Source organism: Mycolicibacterium arcueilense (assembly GCF_058536225.1).
The window spans coordinates 77,122-93,288 of record NZ_JBZTYL010000019.1 but is presented as its reverse complement, the minus strand read 5'-3'; the positions used below and the strand labels follow the sequence as shown (position 1 = coordinate 93,288).

The 16,167-nt window shown below is 65.8% G+C and carries 14 protein-coding genes; 6 read left to right on the top strand and 8 right to left on the bottom strand.

Translation table 11 applies throughout. From position 1 onward, the window contains the following. Positions 1-9: 9 nt before the first annotated feature. Positions 10-504 (bottom strand): DUF779 domain-containing protein, encoded by a 495-nt coding sequence (locus AC4LGL_RS20395; protein ID WP_491840364.1) that lies wholly within the window; start codon positions 502-504, stop codon positions 10-12. Between the two features lie 26 nt (positions 505-530). On the opposite strand from AC4LGL_RS20395, the gene AC4LGL_RS20390 reads away from it, so the two are divergent. From AC4LGL_RS20390 to AC4LGL_RS20380, 3 genes are all read left to right on the top strand, one after another. Beyond that, complete coding sequence (locus tag AC4LGL_RS20390) at positions 531-2,567, top strand: prolyl oligopeptidase family serine peptidase (protein ID WP_491840363.1); 2,037 nt, start codon at positions 531-533, stop codon at positions 2,565-2,567. Between the two features lie 226 nt (positions 2,568-2,793). Beyond that, positions 2,794-4,356 carry a PQQ-binding-like beta-propeller repeat protein gene (locus AC4LGL_RS20385; protein WP_491840362.1) on the top strand — a complete coding sequence of 521 codons (1,563 nt, stop codon included), beginning with the start codon at positions 2,794-2,796 and terminating at the stop codon, positions 4,354-4,356. Positions 4,357-4,493: 137 nt separating this feature from the next. Continuing rightward, on the top strand, positions 4,494-5,654 hold the full coding sequence (locus tag AC4LGL_RS20380; RefSeq protein WP_491840361.1) for a neutral zinc metallopeptidase: 1,161 nt from the start codon (positions 4,494-4,496) through the stop codon (positions 5,652-5,654). A gap of 29 nt (positions 5,655-5,683) precedes the next feature. Here the strand turns inward: AC4LGL_RS20380 and AC4LGL_RS20375 are convergent, their stop codons facing one another. The 6 genes from AC4LGL_RS20375 to AC4LGL_RS20350 all read right to left on the bottom strand — a co-directional run bounded on the left by AC4LGL_RS20375 (position 5,684) and on the right by AC4LGL_RS20350 (position 11,875). Continuing rightward, complete coding sequence (locus AC4LGL_RS20375) at positions 5,684-6,532, bottom strand: hypothetical protein (protein ID WP_491840360.1); 849 nt, start codon at positions 6,530-6,532, stop codon at positions 5,684-5,686. A gap of 36 nt (positions 6,533-6,568) precedes the next feature. Next, complete coding sequence (gene ppk2, locus AC4LGL_RS20370; protein ID WP_491840359.1) at positions 6,569-7,426, bottom strand: polyphosphate kinase 2; 858 nt, start codon at positions 7,424-7,426, stop codon at positions 6,569-6,571. A 73-nt stretch (positions 7,427-7,499) separates the two neighbouring features. Then, on the bottom strand, positions 7,500-9,029 hold the full coding sequence (locus tag AC4LGL_RS20365) for an aldehyde dehydrogenase family protein (protein ID WP_491840358.1): 1,530 nt from the start codon (positions 9,027-9,029) through the stop codon (positions 7,500-7,502). A gap of 197 nt (positions 9,030-9,226) precedes the next feature. Beyond that, entirely contained in the window at positions 9,227-10,369 is a 1,143-nt protein-coding gene (locus AC4LGL_RS20360; RefSeq protein ID WP_491840357.1) for a hypothetical protein, read from the bottom strand. 406 nt (positions 10,370-10,775) lie between these two features. Beyond that, entirely contained in the window at positions 10,776-11,348 is a 573-nt protein-coding gene (locus tag AC4LGL_RS20355) for a phosphatase PAP2 family protein (RefSeq protein WP_491840356.1), read from the bottom strand. Then, complete coding sequence (locus AC4LGL_RS20350) at positions 11,345-11,875, bottom strand: mycothiol transferase (protein WP_491840355.1); 531 nt, start codon at positions 11,873-11,875, stop codon at positions 11,345-11,347. The genes AC4LGL_RS20355 and AC4LGL_RS20350 overlap by 4 nt, the downstream gene beginning before the upstream one ends. A 54-nt stretch (positions 11,876-11,929) precedes the next feature. On the opposite strand from AC4LGL_RS20350, the gene AC4LGL_RS20345 reads away from it, so the two are divergent. Both AC4LGL_RS20345 and AC4LGL_RS20340 read left to right on the top strand, forming a co-directional pair. Next, positions 11,930-13,477, top strand: coding sequence for a serine/threonine-protein kinase (locus tag AC4LGL_RS20345; RefSeq protein WP_491840354.1), 1,548 nt, complete (start codon positions 11,930-11,932; stop codon positions 13,475-13,477). Further along, complete coding sequence (locus AC4LGL_RS20340) at positions 13,477-13,965, top strand: hypothetical protein (RefSeq protein WP_491840353.1); 489 nt, start codon at positions 13,477-13,479, stop codon at positions 13,963-13,965. Before AC4LGL_RS20345 ends, AC4LGL_RS20340 begins: the two co-directional genes overlap by 1 nt. Positions 13,966-13,968: 3 nt before the next feature. On the opposite strand, the gene AC4LGL_RS20335 is transcribed toward AC4LGL_RS20340, so the two are convergent. Further along, a complete protein-coding gene (locus tag AC4LGL_RS20335; RefSeq protein WP_491840352.1) occupies positions 13,969-14,355 on the bottom strand; it encodes a VOC family protein in 387 nt (128 codons plus the stop codon). Positions 14,356-14,430: 75 nt separating this feature from the next. Between AC4LGL_RS20335 and AC4LGL_RS20330 the strand changes: the two genes are divergently transcribed. Then, entirely contained in the window at positions 14,431-16,152 is a 1,722-nt protein-coding gene (locus tag AC4LGL_RS20330) for an N-acyl-D-amino-acid deacylase family protein (protein WP_491840351.1), read from the top strand. Positions 16,153-16,167: the final 15 nt, after the last annotated feature.

Here is a 16,167-nt window from a genome sequence, read left to right as displayed (position 1 = left end):
GACGACCCGTTACATCTGTACGGCGCGTCCCGCGGGGACCGGGCAGGCGTCGGCGGCTTCGTCGACCAGGTGGCTGCCGGTATCGGGCGGACGGGCGCCGGCGCTGTACTGCGCGCCCGTTACCGGGGATTGCTCGGCCAGCAGCGCATTCTCCTCGTCGGTGAACGCCCGGCCACGTGACAGGAAGCGCATGCCCTCGGGTGCTTCCAGGCTGAACCCGCCACCGCGGCCGGGGACGACGTCGATCACCAACTGGGTGTGCTTCCACGCCTCGAACTGCGGGCCGGAGATCCACACGGGCACACCTGTGCCCACGTCGAGTACCGCCAGCACGATGTCGCGGTCACCGACGATGAACTCGCCGTCGGGGTAACACATCGGCGACGAGCCGTCGCAGCATCCGCCGGACTGGTGGAACATCAACGCCCCGTGACGCTCCTGCAACCGCGCCAGCAGATCGGCGGCGGCCACGGTGATCAGGGCCCGCGCCGGTGCTCGACTCATCACGTCCTCACTTCCACGGGCCAGTGGTGTTGTTCAGCTCACAGTACTCGCGCAGTCACAATGGACAGGTGGCTGAGGACCCTTATCTGTGGCTTGAGGACATCACCGGCGACGACGCCTTGGCGTGGGTGCGTGCCCACAACGAGCCGACGCTCGCCCAGCTGAGCGGTGAACGTTTCGAGACGATGCGCTCCGAGATATTGGAGATCCTCGACACCGATGCGCGGATCCCCTACCCGGGCCGGCGTGGTGAGTTCCTGTACAACTTCTGGCGCGACGAGGCGAATCCGCGCGGCCTGTGGCGGCGCACCACGCTGGAGAGCTACCGCACCGACGATCCGGACTGGGACGTGATCCTGGACCTGGACGAGCTGGCCCGCGCCGAGGACGAGAACTGGGTGTGGTCCGGGCCCGAGGTGATCGAGCCGGACCACACGCTGGCCATGATCAGCCTGTCCCGCGGTGGCGCCGACGCCACCGTGGTACGCGAGTTCGACATGCGGACAAAAGAATTCGTATCGCGCGGGTTCGAGTTGCCCGAAGCCAAGTCGTCGGTGTCCTGGGAGGACGAGGACACCCTGTTGGTGTGCACCGACTTCGGCGAGGGCTCGATGACCGAGTCCGGTTATCCGCGGATCGCCAAGCGGTGGCGGCGTGGCCAGCCGTTGGCCGAGGCCGAGACGGTCTACGAGGCGGAGCCGACCGATGTCCGGGTGATCGCATCGGTCGACCGGAGCCCAGGCTTCGAGCACACCCGACTGGGCCGCTACACCGACTTCTACCACCGCATCCGCTACGAGCTGCGCGACGGTGAGCTGATCGAGCTCAAGGTCCCGACCGACTCGTCATTGTCGCTGCACCGCGAATGGCTGCTGATCTCCCTGCGGACCGACTGGCAGGTGGGTGACGTCACCTACCCCGCCGGCGCGCTCCTCGGCACCACGTTCGACGACTTTCTTTCCGGCACAGCCGATCTTGCGATGATCTACGAGCCGGATGAGCACAGCAGCCTGGCCGGTGTGCAGTGGACAAAAGAGAAGCTGATCCTCGTCACGCTGCGCGATGTCGCCAGCCACGTCGAGATCGTCACTCCCGGCACCTGGGAGCACAGGGACGCGCCGGACATTCCACCCGCGACCGACACCATCGTCGTCGACTGCGATCACCTCGGTGACGAAGTCTTCTACAACTCAAGCGGATTCACCACGCCGTCAAAACTGCTGTACGGCACCGCCGGCGGCCCGCTGGTCGAGGTCAAGTCGGCGCCGGCGTTCTACGACGCCACGGGCATCGACGTCGAGCAGTTCTTCGCGACCTCCAAGGACGGCACGCAGGTTCCGTACTTCGTGGTCGGACGCCGCGACGAACCGAGCCTCACCCACCTCTACGGCTACGGCGGGTTCCAGAATTCGTTGACGCCGAGCTACCTCGGCGGCGCGGGCCGAGCCTGGCTGGCCCGCGGCGGCACCTTCGTGCAGGCCAATATCCGCGGCGGCGGCGAGTACGGCCCGGGCTGGCACAAGCAGGCGATGCGCGAGAACCGCCATCTGGTGTACGAGGATTTCGCCGCGGTGGCAGCGGATCTGGTGAGCCGCGGCATCACCACTGTCGAGCAGCTCGGCGCCTCCGGCGGCAGCAACGGCGGGCTGCTGATGGGGGTCATGCTGACCCACTACCCGGAGCTGTTCGGGGCGCTGGTGTGCAGCGTGCCACTGCTGGACATGAAGCGCTTCCACCTGCTGCTGGCGGGTGCGTCGTGGGTGGCCGAGTACGGCAACCCCGACGATCCGGCGGACTGGGAGTTCATGTCGAAATATTCGCCGTACCAGAATATTTCGAAGGACGCGAAGTACCCGCCGATCCTGATCACCACCTCGACCCGCGATGACCGGGTGCATCCCGGCCATGCCAGGAAGATGACGGCGGCACTGGAGGCGGCCGGGCACCGGGTGCTGTACTACGAGAACATCGAAGGTGGCCACGGCGGCGCGGCCGACAACAAACAGGCGGCATTCAGGTCCGCGCTGACGTACGAGTTCCTCTGGCAAACGCTGAGGCCATAGGGCTTGCGGCGCTACCCCGCCACTCACCCTCGCCGCGGTGCTGGGCATGATCGTTTCTCAACAAGTTCGCCACTTGGCCAAAGGCGTTGGCCCGCTGAGGGATGGAGTGGATGCAGCCGGGGCCTTTCTGTCTGTCCTTCCGCGGAAGGGTCACTGCCCTCCGGTATGGTCCAGAAAACTCGTCAGGCCCACGCCCTGACGACTCGAACCATGGGGGATGGAGTCGATGAACCAGCCGCCTTACGGCTATCCGCCTACGGGCGGCCCAATCCCGGGGGATCCTTTTGGCGGCGGCCAGTATCCGTCCGGAGGGCCCGGCCCCTTTCAATTTGCCGGTTCGCCGCCGCATACCTTCCCCATGGGTGGACCGCCGGTCATAGGTCAGGCCCCGCCGCAGCAACCGCCACCACGCAAGAGCAAGAAGTGGCTGGCGTTCGCAGTGGTTGCCGTGGTCGTGGTCGCCGCGGCCGGAGTAGGGACACTGCTGTGGCGCTTGAACTCCGGGGACAGCGAAGGCCCTGCTACGAGTACCGCTTCAGGGCCGCAGGCCGGACCCCTGCCCGATCCTCCGGCGCCGTTGGGCGCACTACGTCCGCCCCGCGACATCCAGATGGCGTCGCTCCAACAGCCGACTGTGAATCCGAAGTGGAGTTTCCGGACAGACAGATGGCCACACCTGCTCGGGGGCGATGGCCACACCGTTGCGGTCGGCCTGGAAGACCAGGGCCTCATGGCTCTGGACGCGGCAAACGGTGCCCCGCGCTGGCCTGAGTCGGTATCGCCGGCCAATGTAGACCTCAAGAAATTCGTCCAAGACGACTGCGTAGTCGATCGCGCGTCCACAACCATCGGCTGCGCCCTGTCCACCGGCAACGGCCTGGAGGAAGTGTTGATCTTCTTCGACACCGAGACCGGTGCCGAGAAACACCACGAGATCGCGGCCGGCAAATTGGGTGCAGACCTTTACTCCGCTGGTGACGGGTTCGTGGTCACAACCTCTGGGGAGCTGGCCGGATACCGGCCCGACGGCACCGAAATGTGGCGCATCGACAATCGCACAAACGCAGGTGTGGACGTTTACGGCGATCAGGCGGTCATCATCATCGCCGTCACGGGCGGCCCGGGGCGGGTGGTCGACGCAAATTCCGGTCGCACGCTCGTCGAGGCCCCCGCAGTCGACAGCGGTATGGCTTTCGCGAGCGGCTTTGCGTTGTCGAATTCCTCGGCGATCGACTTTTACGACTTCACCGGTGTGAAAACGGCGTCGACAGCTGCCGACGGATTCCGGCTGATCGACAACGACAGGCACTTCACCGCCTCGTCCGGGACTTACTATCCGGTGGCTTTCAACCCATCCAGGGGCGGTTTGCGCGCGTATGATCCTGCTACCGGCGCCATCCTGTGGTCGGTGGGCATGGTAACGCCGAGCCAAACGGCCAAAGTCGTCGGATTCGGCAGCGACAAAACATGTTTTCTCGGCCTACTCGATGACCGCGACGAGCGCTCGGTCCAGCTGAGCACGCACGATTGCGGCACCTTCAACAACAACGTGTACTTGTCGATATCCACGCACTACCCGGAACAGATCACCTGGGCGCAGGGCTATGACGGTCAACGCGTACTGGTCGACTCAGGCATGAGTGTGCACGGGGTGACGTGCGTGGAGGTAACGAGCGCGCAGGAAGTCTGGCAGAAGCAGAACAACGACATGAACGGCGCGGAATGGCTTGGCAATGGGCTGTTTTCCGCGTCGACGGGCGGCATACAGGGCGTACACCGGTGGGCGTGAAACGGCGCTGACGCTGGAGGCGGCGTTCAGGTCCGCGCTGACGTACGAGTTCCTCTGGCAAGACGCTGAGCGGCCAGCGGGGCCCCGCCGGGAATTGGTGCGCAGCCGCGCCTGGTCGGGCCAGTATCGTTCTCGAAATGCAGTCGTGGGGTCCGTTCGGTCCGCCGCCCAAGTCCTGGGATAACAACAATCCCTTCGCCGCGGGCGCCGACCCGTTCACACCGGCCGAAAAGAGCACCGCCAAGCCGGCGGACCCGTGGACTTCAGCCGTCGATCCCTGGGCTACCGCACCATCAGGACCGCCGCCGCAGCAGCAGCACTTCGTCGACCCCTGGGGCGCTCCGTCCCCCGCCTATCCGACACCTGTGCCGTTGCCGAAAAGCTCTCGGCGCCCCGCCATCCTGATCGGGTCGGCCGCCGCCGTCGTCGTGGTGCTGGGACTCGTGGCCGCGGGGGTCTTAGTGCTCAATAAGCAGCGCACCGCCAGCGCCAGCGAGCCGGTCAGCCCGGCAGGCGCAGTCCCGACCAGCGAACTCACGTCCACACCGTCGTACACCGCCACCACGACGCCGCACCCGACCACCACCAGTGCGCAGCCCCTGCCCACCGGCGAGGCGGCCCTGGGACAAAACCGGATCGCCGCCAACTTCGACGCCGGGCTGGCCAAACAACCATGCAATCCCGTCGGTTGGCCGAGCGACGCAGCGGCGGCCCAGATCTTCTACGAGACAGTGGTGTCGTGCATGGACACGGCGTGGAAGCCCCTGATCACTGCGGCGGGAATGGAATTCCGTAGTCCCAAGGTGTCCTTGGCCGAAGGATGCAATAGCGACGGGATGCGCGGCTATGCAGGCATGTACTGCAGTAAGACGGAATCTCTGTCCGTACCGCTGTCCAGCTTGTCCCCGAAAAAAGACAGCGCCGAGGTGATCTTCAACGTGGCAGTGCTCGCCCACGAATATGGCCATCACGTCCAACACCTCATCGGGACCTTAAGTGAAATGTACAAACAGGCGCGAGCCGTCGGCGAGCAGACCGAACCAGGGCTGGAACTGTCGCGCCGCATGGAGCTTCAGGCGCAGTGTTTCTCCGGCATGTTCGTCGGCTCCATCGTCGACACCGGAGGCCGGTTCACCGTTTCCGATTACCAGGTGGTTGCAAACGGCAATTGGAATTCCGTTACGCCACGCGACCACGGATCACCCGAGCACTACGGATCCTGGTGGGACCAGGGCTACCGGCTGAACAAGATCGGCGAATGCAACACCTGGCTCTCGCCTGCCAGCGACGTGTCGTAGCGGCGAAACCTACTGGGCGCAACCCCAACTCAAGCTGGTCGGCGCAGCAACCCACCGAGCAGCGCCACCACGATCCCGAACACCACCAGCGCACCGCCGGCCGCCAGGGCCAGGTTGAGCCATTGGTGCAGGCTGTCGATGGCATGTCCGACCATGGCGTCGGCGATCTGGCGGATGTCCCCGCTGGTGTGGTTGAGCGCCTCGTTGAGATAACGCCGGCCCGCCTCCAGCCCGGCCCAACCGGCGGCACCCACCAACAAGGCGGAGATACCCAGTGCAGCAAGGGTTTTACCCCGGGCGCGCGCAGCCGCCAGAGTCAGCAGGGCGAAGACGCCGGCCAGCACCGTCACCCCGACGCTCACCCACGGGCCCCACACCGCCAGGGGCCGCAGGATCCCCGGCCGCAGGCTGTCCGGCGCCGACGAGGCGATGGGGACCGTAAGGGTTTGCGGCACTTCGACACCGAAGTTGGACAGGGTTTCGCGGAACGAGGTGTCCCTGAGCATCGGGGCCACATCGATCACCCAACTGCCGTTCTCGTCCCGCGACAGCCGGTCGGTGAACATCCAGGTGTGCGCAAGCTGGTTGGCCAGGGCGAACTGTCCGGGAAAGTCGGGTCCGGCGGTGTAGGCACCTGCCACGGCACGGATCTGCCGTGAATCCACCTGTGCCCCATTCTGTGCCGCCAGGGATTGCACCTGGGTGGTGAGTTCCCCGGCGACGGCCTGCTGTAACTGCGGGTCGCCGGCGGCACCTGCGGCGAAGGACGAGTACCCCTGCTGGTCGATGATGTTCTTCTGCACCCACGCCGACGGCAGCGCCGCGGCCAGCAGGATCGTCGTCAACACCCACAGGAACAGCGTCATGACGAAGCGCACGCCGTCCTCCTAGTTTCCGGGCGGCGGCCAGACTGTTCAGTCCGACAGGGCTCGCCCCACGATCAGCGGATCGGCGTGGCCGACCACCTCAAAATCCTTGTTGTCGTAATCGAACTTACCGAGCACGTGGCGCATGGCGTTGATGCGGGCGCGTTTCTTGTCGTTGCTCTTGACCACGGTCCAGGGCGCCATTTCGGTGTCAGTCCAGGCGAACATGTCTTCCTTGGCGGCGGTGTAGTCGTCCCACTTGTCCAGCGATGCGAGGTCGGTGGGTGAGAGTTTCCACTGCCGCACCGGGTCGACCTGACGGATGGTGAACCGGGTGCGCTGTTCGGATTGCGTGACCGAGAACCACAGCTTGGTGAGACTGATGCCATCGTTGACCAGCATCTGCTCGAACAGCGGGGCCTGCCGGATGAATTCGGCGTGCTGCTTGGGCGAGCAGTAGCCCATCACGCGTTCCACCCCGGCGCGGTTGTACCAGGAGCGGTCGAACAGGACGATTTCACCGGCAGCGGGCAGGTGCTGCACGTAGCGCTGGAAGTACCACTGGGTGCGTTCTTTTTCGGTCGGCTTCTCCAGCGCGACCACGCGGGCGCCGCGGGGGTTCAGGTGTTCCATGAACCGCTTGATAGTGCCGCCCTTGCCTGCGGCGTCACGCCCCTCGAACACGATGACGTGGCGGAGTCCGTTGCCCTGGCTCCACTTCTGCAGCTTCAGCAGTTCGATCTGCAGCAGGCGCTTCTGTTCCTCGTACTCCTGACGCGACATGCGGTCGTCGTACGGGTAGTTCTCCCGCCAGGTGTCGACGACCTCGCCGCTGGGTTCCAGCAGCAGTTCGGGGTCGTCATCGTCGTCGTCGCGGACCGTGTACCCGGTGATGTCGAGAGTCACCGGCCGACGGTATCCACCCCGGCGAACACCGAGGTGTCGCCGGGGTGAACGCCTGGTAGTGCGTTACTCGGAGCTACTTGGCCTTACGGCGCGGACGCGCCAGCGCCAGCTTGGTCAGCAGCTTGTTCATCCGAACGATCGCCTTCTCGGAGTTGTTGTAGTAGCTGCCGCCGGCGCCCACACTGGTGCGCGGCACCACCACGGTCTCCTGCTTGCAGAACTTGCGCACCCCGTCGACGCCGCCGAAGCGGGCACCGATGCCCGAGGTCTTCCACCCGCCCATGGGCGCGGTGGTGCACATCAGGTTGGAGATGACGTCGTTGACGTTGACCGCACCGCAATCAAGCTGCAGCGCAATGGCCTTGGCCCGGTCGACATCTTTGGAGAACACCGAGGCGCTCAGCCCGTAGGGGCTGTCGTTGGCCAGCCGAATGGCTTCCTCGACCGAGGACACCTTCATGATCGGCAGGGTCGGACCGAAGGTCTCCTCGGTCATGCAGGCCATCGAGTGGTCGACGTCGACCAGCACGGTCGGCTCGAAGAAGCTGCCCCCGCCCTCGGGGCGCTTGCCACCGGTCAGCGCCTTGGCGCCGGCCGCGACGGCCTCGTTGACGTGGCGTTCGGTGATCGCCACCTGACTGTCGTCGATCTGGGAGCCGAAGTGGTAGCCCTCGCCGGTACCCATCTTGAGGTTCTCGACGGCCTTTACGGTCGCGGCGACGAACTGGTCGTAGACCGGATCGAGCACATAGACCCGCTCGACGGACACGCAGGTCTGGCCGGCGTTGAACATCCCGCCCCACACCGCGGCGTTGGCGGCCAGCTCGACGTCGGCGTCCTCGAGCACGATCATCGGGTCCTTGCCGCCGAGCTCCAGGCTCACCGGGGTCAGACGACGGGCCGCCCGCTCCATCACCTTGGCTCCGGTGGCGCAGGAACCGGTGAACTGGACGTAGTCGGAGTTGTCGATGACGGCCTCGGACACCGCACGCGCACCTTGCGCGAGAGCGAACACCTCGGGGGCGCCGGAATCCAGCCAGCCGCGCAGCAGCACCTCGGCGGTCAGCGGGGTGCGCTCAGACGGCTTGAGCAGCACTGCGCACCCGGCGGCCAGGGCGCCGATGGCGTCCATCATTGCGTTGGCCACGGGGTAGTTCCACGGCGCGATGATCCCGATGACGGGACGCGGCCGGTAATGCACGGCGATCTTCTTGATCGACATGATCGGCAGCGCGGCCGGACGGGTATCCGGCGCCATCGCCTCCTCCACCACCTTGATGTAGTAGGAGAGGATCATGATCAGCAGCGGGACCTCTTGCGCGGCGTCCATGGCCGACTTGCCGGTCTCGGCGATCAGGAGTTTCTCGATCTCGTCGCGGTGGTCGCCCAACCACACCGCGTAGCGGGAGAGGACCTTGGCGCGGCCTTTGGCGCCGCGGGCCTCCCACTCCTTCTGAGCTTCCCGCAGACCGGCTGCGATACGCGGCACGTCGGCGGCGTCGGTCCAGGTCACCTGGCCGGCGACGGCCCCGGTGGCGGGGTTGTGAATAGTGCCGGAACCCGTGAAATCCGCGGTCCGAGCTACATCTGGCGTCGCTGTCATGAGGCCTATGTTAATCACCGTGTGTGACCCACGTCGCACCGGGGTTGACACCTGTCAAGTTGCTGGCCGCGACTGGGCGCCCAGATCGACGAAATGGCCGCCCCGCGGGTTGCGTGAGCGGCCATCTCGTCGAATTCGAGGGGAAGTTTCCGAGAGCGCGGTGACCCCTCACCACCGCGCTCTACGCCGGCAGCTCCTCAGTCCTCAGAACCCTTCTTGGAACCGAGTTTCTTGGCCGTCTTGTCGGTCGCTTCGCGCACCTTCTTGACGACCTTGTCCACATTCGCCTTGGCCTTTTCCCTCCGCTTCTCGGCCTTGTCCTTGGCGCCGTCGAGCGCGGCGTTGAGGTTGGTGATGTGGGGCTTGAGGTTGTTCACCTTCGGCTTCTGGTCGGACTTGTCGTCGGTGGCCGACAGCAACTGGCTCCGATTGAGGCTGTTGTTGGCGATCACGTTGCCGGTGCTGTCCACCTTGTCGCGCACGCCGAGCACGTTGGCTGCCGCGATCCGCACGGAATCGCGCGCACCGATCAGCTGGTTGTTGCGGAACTGCATGAGGGTGCCGTCACCGGTGGGGTCGGTCGGGTCGTGATTGGTGCCGCCACCGAGCCCGGCCGGGAGTGCTTCGGCAAGCCCCTCGATAGCCGGGTCCGCGACCCACATCGGCGCATCGATGTATTCCTTCACCGCCTTGTAGACCGCAAGCTGGTCGCCGGATGCCACCGCCTGCGCGACGGACACCAGGCCGACCGCCCCGAGCACGGCGCCGTTGACGCTGCGCAGCGCCGATTCCTGCAGTCCCTGAGCGAGCGCCGCGGTGTAGTTGTCGTTGGGCCACGGGGTGTCGACGTCGAGCACCTGCGCGAACTGCGCGTTGATGTCATCCCGGAGGCCCAGGAGTTCGTTGTTGCGGAACTGCATGAAGGCGCCGTCACCGGCCGAGGTGTTGGTTACGTGGTCCGAGCCGCCACCGAACTCGTCGGGCAGCGTGATGGCAATCGCTTCGATGAGCGGATCGGCGACATAGACCGGTGAATCGACAATCTGGCGAATCTGGGAGAACAGCCGCTCGTTGTCGCCGGCCACGAGCTGGGCCGCGAGGACGAAGGGAGTGAGCGGTGCCTGGACGAACTGGTCGGCGAGCCGCTGACCGGCCATGAACACCAGCCCCGCTTGATTCATCCCCTCGAAGCTGGCCATCAAGGCCGTCGACGCGTCGAGGACGCGCGGCGGTGTGGGTGCCGACACCGCGACCGGAGTGATCGCGACGACACCGGCGGTGGCGACGGCGACGCATGCGGCCAGACCGCTCGAGGCACGACTGTTGACACGACTGTTCATTGATGAAATCCCCTCGATGACTTGCTATTTGGGCTGACCGATGACTCGGTACGCGCCGAAATTTACCTGCCACTAATCAAGATCTCAGGTTTTTCTCAGGTGGGAATTTTGCAGTTGTTGCATATGCAACTACCTTCGCGGTCGGCGCCGTTGCCGCAAAAATCGAAATGTAGCCATCTGCGCAGCTCGCACCCTCACGAAGAGTTTGCTGTGTAGCCACGCCAGTTCTAAAAGCATTGCGGCATGCAACACCGATCGATGACCGGCCGACCTGAACTGTCAACTGGTGCTTGATGGTTAAGCGATCTTGAAAATGCCCCGACGGGACCCCGCACCGTTTCACACCAGACGGCTCTGGATCGCGGGTAGCCACCGGTCAACAAGTCCGGAACCGACAGATGATCGCTCAGCGAAGATCAGGCGAGGCGTCGTCCACCTGGTCATATCGCCCATCTCGGGCGAAAATCGCGGCCACCCCCACCACCGAGGTGCCCAGCAGTACCCCGCCGATCGTGTCGGTGAAGTAGTGAAAGGTCATCGACAGGCCGAACATGGCGAGCAGGACGACGCAGACCGCCACCACCAGGGCCCACAGCCTCATGCCTGCCAACAACACGAGCAGGCTCGTCACCGCGACGACAAAGGTGGTGTGGCCGCTGGGATAGGCCAGCGCACCGCCTTTCTCCCTGCCGAAGATCGGCTTGATGACGCGCACGACGGTGATCGCAACCAGCGGGCTCACCACCATGGCGAGCGCCAACCGTTTCCGGTGTTGCCGCAGCGCCACCACGATGCCGACCAGCAACGCGGCCGTCACCAGCAGCGGCTTGCTGAACACCAGAAAGGCGTCCCGATATGAACCGAGCTCGGCCCCGATCTGCTGGAACCAGTCGTCGATCGGCACCGGTCCCGCGCGGACCGCCCAGCCGAGCAGGACCATGGCGGTGAGGCCGACGAGGGGCCACCACCGGGCGATCAAGGGACGATGCCGCGCAGATATGCGGCCTGGCCCAGATGCTGGGCGCAATCATCGATGATGCTGACCAGCCGCGCACTCGCCGTCACCGGCGGATCCCACCGGTCGTCGACGACGCGGCCGAGGTCCTCGGCGGTCACCCCGGCAATGTAGGCCAGCGTCACCTTGTGCACATCCAGGTAGTAGCCCGCCAGCAGTTCGGCTGAGGCGTGCACCTTCGCAACGTCCTCGGGGCTGTGGCCATAGCCGATGTCGTTGCCGGGCAGGTCGAGCCCGAACCGGTCCTTCCAGCCGTCGCGGGTCCACACCTGCTCGATCCCGGCGATGTCGCACAACTGCAGGTCCTGGCAGCGCGCACTGTGCCAGATCAGCCAGGCGATGCTGTTGGCCTGCGGCGTGGGCCGGTAACTCGACACCTCTTCGGTCAGCCCGTCGGTGAGATCGTCGACATGCTCGATGAGCCGGGTGAATGCGTCACGCAGCAATTCGCGGACGGCGTCGGAATCGGCGCCGGAAGCAGCGGCAGTCATGGCATCGACGCTACTCGCGAAACAGCCGACTGCCGGTCCGACTACCATCACTGCATGCCGTTGAATACCGGTGACGTGTTCGCCGGGTACACGATTCAACGTCTGCTCGGTTCAGGCGGCATGGGCGAGGTATATCTGGCCCAACATCCGCGGCTCCCCCGCCAGGATGCGCTGAAGATCATGCCGGCCTCGCTGACCAGTGACGCCCAGTACCGCGAACGGTTCAATCGCGAGGCCGACATCGCCGCCTCGCTCTGGCATCCCCACATCGTCGGCTTGCACGATCGCGGTGAATACGAGGGGCAGCTGTGGATCGCGATGGACTACGTCGACGGCACCGACGCCTCACGACACGTGCGTGAGCGTCACCCCCGCGGTGTGCCGCTGCGTGAAGCGGTCGAGATCGTCACCGCCATCGCCGAGGCGCTCGACTACGCCCACGACCGCAACCTGCTGCACCGCGACGTGAAGCCGGCCAACATCCTGCTGACCGGCCCTGAAGCGGCTCGTCGTCGAATTCTGTTGGCCGACTTCGGCGTTGCCCGCCGAATCGATGACATCAGCGGGATCACCGCCACCAACATGGCCGTCGGCTCCATGGCCTACTCGGCTCCCGAGCAGCTCCTGGGGCAGTCGATGGACGGGCGGGCCGATCAATACGCATTGGCGGCCAGTGCATTTCAGCTTCTGGCCGGGCACTCGCCGTTCCACCACTCCAACCCCGCGGTGGTGATCAGCAAGCAACTCAACGAGCCCCCACCTAGCTTGAGGGCCGAACGTCCCGAACTGGCGTACCTGGACGAGGTCATGCTCAAGGGGATGGCCAAGGACCGGGCCGGCCGCTACCCGCGGTGCAGCGATTTCGCCAAAGCGCTCGCCGATGCCCAGCCGACGGCCACTCCGGCGGCTCCCCTCACGCAGCGGCCCCCCACGCCACAACCGCAACCGCAGCGGCCGTCGCCGGTATCGCCGCCCCAACAGTTCTCCTCCGAGCCCCCACGGGTCATCACGGCCCCGAGCTTCACAGCACCCACTCACTCGGTGGCCGGCCCGTCGCACCACTCCCCCCACTGGTCGGGACCGAGCCCGATCCCGCAGCCGCGCCGCCCCGAGAAGAGCAGCGCGACAAGGATTGTGGTGCCTACCGTGCTCGCGGTGCTCCTGGTGTGCGCCATCGGCTTCGCGATCAGCCAGTTCGTCCGCGAGGCCCCGGTGGCACGGACGACGCCGTCGTGGCAGCCGTACGTGGACGCCGCCCAGACTTTCGCGTTGCACACCGTCACGGTGAGCGCAGACACCGTCGATACCGATCTCGCGACGATCATGGACGGCGCCACCGACGAGTTCCGCGCCGACCTGCAGAACCAGGCCCCGCAGATCAAGAAGAAGGCCACGGACCTGGGCGTCAAGACCGACGGAACGGTCACCGGGGCCGGCATCGAATCGTTGTTCTCCAACGAGGCGGTCGTGCTCGTCACCGTCGACACCAAGGTGACCGTGACGGTCAATCGGGTCGGTGTGGTTTCGCTGCAACGGGTCAGGGTCACCGTCGAGCACGTCGACGGCAGCTACAAGGCCTCGAAGCTGGAGTTCGTGAACTGATGGGCACACGCACACGGGGCTGGACGCTGTCGGTCATCGCGCTGATCGTGGGGATCGTCATCGCGGGCGGCCTGGGGTTCTGGCAATTGTCCGTCAAGAGCACACCGGCGCCCGCCCCGATCGCCGAAGACGACCAGGCGCGCGAGCAGGTCACTGATTTCGTGAAGACCAATGTGGTCAAGGCGCTGAGCTTCACCCCGACGACCAGCCGGGCCGAGATCGATGCGGTCACCGAAACGCTGACCGGCGCCGCCGTCGACGAGTACCGGAAAACGATCCGCGCGAAGGCGGACAATGTCACCCAGACGGCGATTGTCCGCAACACCGGAGTGGAATCGCTAACCGCCGACGAGGCCAAGGTGGTGGCGTTCGTCGACCAGAGTTCCGAGACCGCCGGCGGTCCGTCGACCAAGGACGCGGTGGCCTACCGGGTCAGCCTGACCCGCGTCGACGGCGACTGGCGGATCTCGGAACTGGAACAGCTCTAGGGGTTACTGCGGCGCAGCCCCGTGGAACACCGCCTCGACGTTGTTTCCGTCGGGATCGCGGACGAATGCACCGAAGTAGCCCGGGTGGTATTCGGGCCACAAGCGTGGTGCGTGCAGCGACTCGGCACCCAGACCCAGGGCCGCGTCGTAGAACGCCTGCACGGCATCGGCGTCGGCCGCGTGAAACGCCACATGGATCTCCCGGTTGGGCCCACCGGCATCGCCGGCACTGGCATCGGCAATCCAGAAGTCGGGCTTGCCATCACTGCCGTAGCCGATCGCTACCTGGTAGTCCAGCTGGCGGCTGTACCCGAGTACGCCCAGCACAGAGTCGTAGAACTCTTTCGATTTGGCCCAGTCGGTGCAGTTGATTCCAAAGTGATCGATCACCGGTCGATCCTTGCATCCGGCACCGACACGTCGGCGCCTGTTCCGCGATCGGCCGTGGCGTCGTACGTTAGTTAGGTGACCTACGACTTGTGCATCCGTGGCGGAACCATCGTCGACGGCCTGGGCGGCGAACCGTACGTGGAAGACGTCGCGGTGCGCGACGGCGTCATCGTCGAAATTGGTTCCGTGACCGGGACGGCCGAACGCGAGATCGATGCCACCGGATTGTTGGTCACGCCCGGTTTCGTCGACCTGCACACGCATTACGACGGGCAGGCCATCTGGTCGGAGCGGCTCAACCCGTCCTCGGCGCACGGTGTCACCACGGCCGTCATGGGCAACTGCGGTGTCGGGTTCGCGCCGTGCCGCCCCGACGATCACGACGTGCTCGTCGATGTGATGGCCGGCGTGGAGGACATCCCCGGGGTGGTCATGGTCGACGGTCTGCCGTGGACGTGGGAGACGTTCCCCGAATTCCTGGACGCCCTGTCGTCGCGACAGCTCGATATTGATGTGGCGGCGTTCCTGCCGCACTCCCCCCTTCGCGTCTACGTGATGGGCCAACGCGGCATCGACCGAGAGCCCGCGAACGCCGAGGATCTGGCGCTGATGCGCAAGCTCGCCGCCGAGGCGGTCAACTGCGGCGCGCTGGGGTTCGCCTCATCACGGCTGACCATCCACAAGACCGAGAGCGGCCGGCCGATTCCCAGTTACGAAGCCGGCTACGCCGAGATCGAGGCGATCGCCCGTGGCGTCGACGACGCAGGCGGCGGCCTGATCCAGTTCGTGCCGGACCTGGTCGCGGGTGACTACGAGCCGGCGCTACAGACGGTGTTCGACGTGGCCGCCGACGTCGGGTTGCCGGTGACGTTCACTCTGGCGATCGGCAACGCCGGGCCGGCGTTCTTCGAGGACGCCCTGCGGATGGTGGAGAAGGCAAATTCCAACGGCGGCAGTATCACCGCCCAGATCTTCCCACGCCCCATCGGCCTGGTGCTGGGCCTCGAACTGTCGGGCAACCCGTTCGTCCTCTATCCGAGCTACCGCGAGATCGCCCACCTCCCACTGGCCGAGCGGGTCGCCGAGATGCGTAAACCCGAAGTGCGCCAACGGATTCTGAATGACACCTCGGCCAGTGACGGGCATCCGCTGATGTTCGCCGTACAGGCTTGGGACTATATGTACCCGCTGGGTGAACAGCCCGACTACGAGCCCGACCCGTCGAACTCCATCGGTGCGCGGGCCCGGGCCCGCGGCGTCGACCCGCTCGAAGAGGCCTATGACCGCCTGCTCGACGACGAGGGGCACGCCATGCTGCTGGTCACGCTGGCCAATTTCCGTGACAACTCACTCGACACCGTCGCCGAGCTGCTCCGCCGCGACGACGTGGTGCTGGGGCTCGGTGACGGCGGCGCGCATTACGGGATGATCTGCGACGCCAGCTTCCCCACCTACCTGCTGACGCACTGGGTCCGCGACCGGGGCACAGGCACGTTGAGCGTCGCCGATGCCGTCCGGGAACTGACCTCGGTGCCCGCCAGGGTCGCCGGGCTGGCCGACCGCGGTCGAATTGCATTGGGCTACAAGGCCGATCTGAACGTCATCGACCATGCGGCACTACGGCTGCACCGCCCCGTCGTCGCCTACGACCTCCCCGGTGGTGGACGTCGCCTCGACCAGACCGCCGACGGCTACGTCGCGACCGTCGTCTCCGGTGAGGTCATCGCCGAGAACGGGGTGCCGACCGACGCGCGACCCGGCCGGCTCGTGCGCGGACGCCAATCTGAGCCGGTCTGACAGGTCGGGCACCCC

Excerpts from the sequence above, each read along its gene's own strand:
- AC4LGL_RS20385 (WP_491840362.1), top strand. The coding sequence starts at position 2,794 with ATGAACCAGCCGCCTTACGGCTATCCGCCTACGGGCGGCCCAATCCCG.
- AC4LGL_RS20360 (WP_491840357.1), bottom strand. The coding sequence starts at position 10,369 with ATGAACAGTCGTGTCAACAGTCGTGCCTCGAGCGGTCTGGCCGCATGC.
- AC4LGL_RS20395 (WP_491840364.1), bottom strand. The coding sequence starts at position 504 with ATGAGTCGAGCACCGGCGCGGGCCCTGATCACCGTGGCCGCCGCCGAT.
- AC4LGL_RS20345 (WP_491840354.1), top strand. The coding sequence starts at position 11,930 with ATGCCGTTGAATACCGGTGACGTGTTCGCCGGGTACACGATTCAACGT.
- AC4LGL_RS20380 (WP_491840361.1), top strand. The coding sequence starts at position 4,494 with ATGCAGTCGTGGGGTCCGTTCGGTCCGCCGCCCAAGTCCTGGGATAAC.
- AC4LGL_RS20340 (WP_491840353.1), top strand. The coding sequence starts at position 13,477 with ATGGGCACACGCACACGGGGCTGGACGCTGTCGGTCATCGCGCTGATC.
- AC4LGL_RS20350 (WP_491840355.1), bottom strand. The coding sequence starts at position 11,875 with ATGACTGCCGCTGCTTCCGGCGCCGATTCCGACGCCGTCCGCGAATTG.
- AC4LGL_RS20365 (WP_491840358.1), bottom strand. The coding sequence starts at position 9,029 with ATGACAGCGACGCCAGATGTAGCTCGGACCGCGGATTTCACGGGTTCC.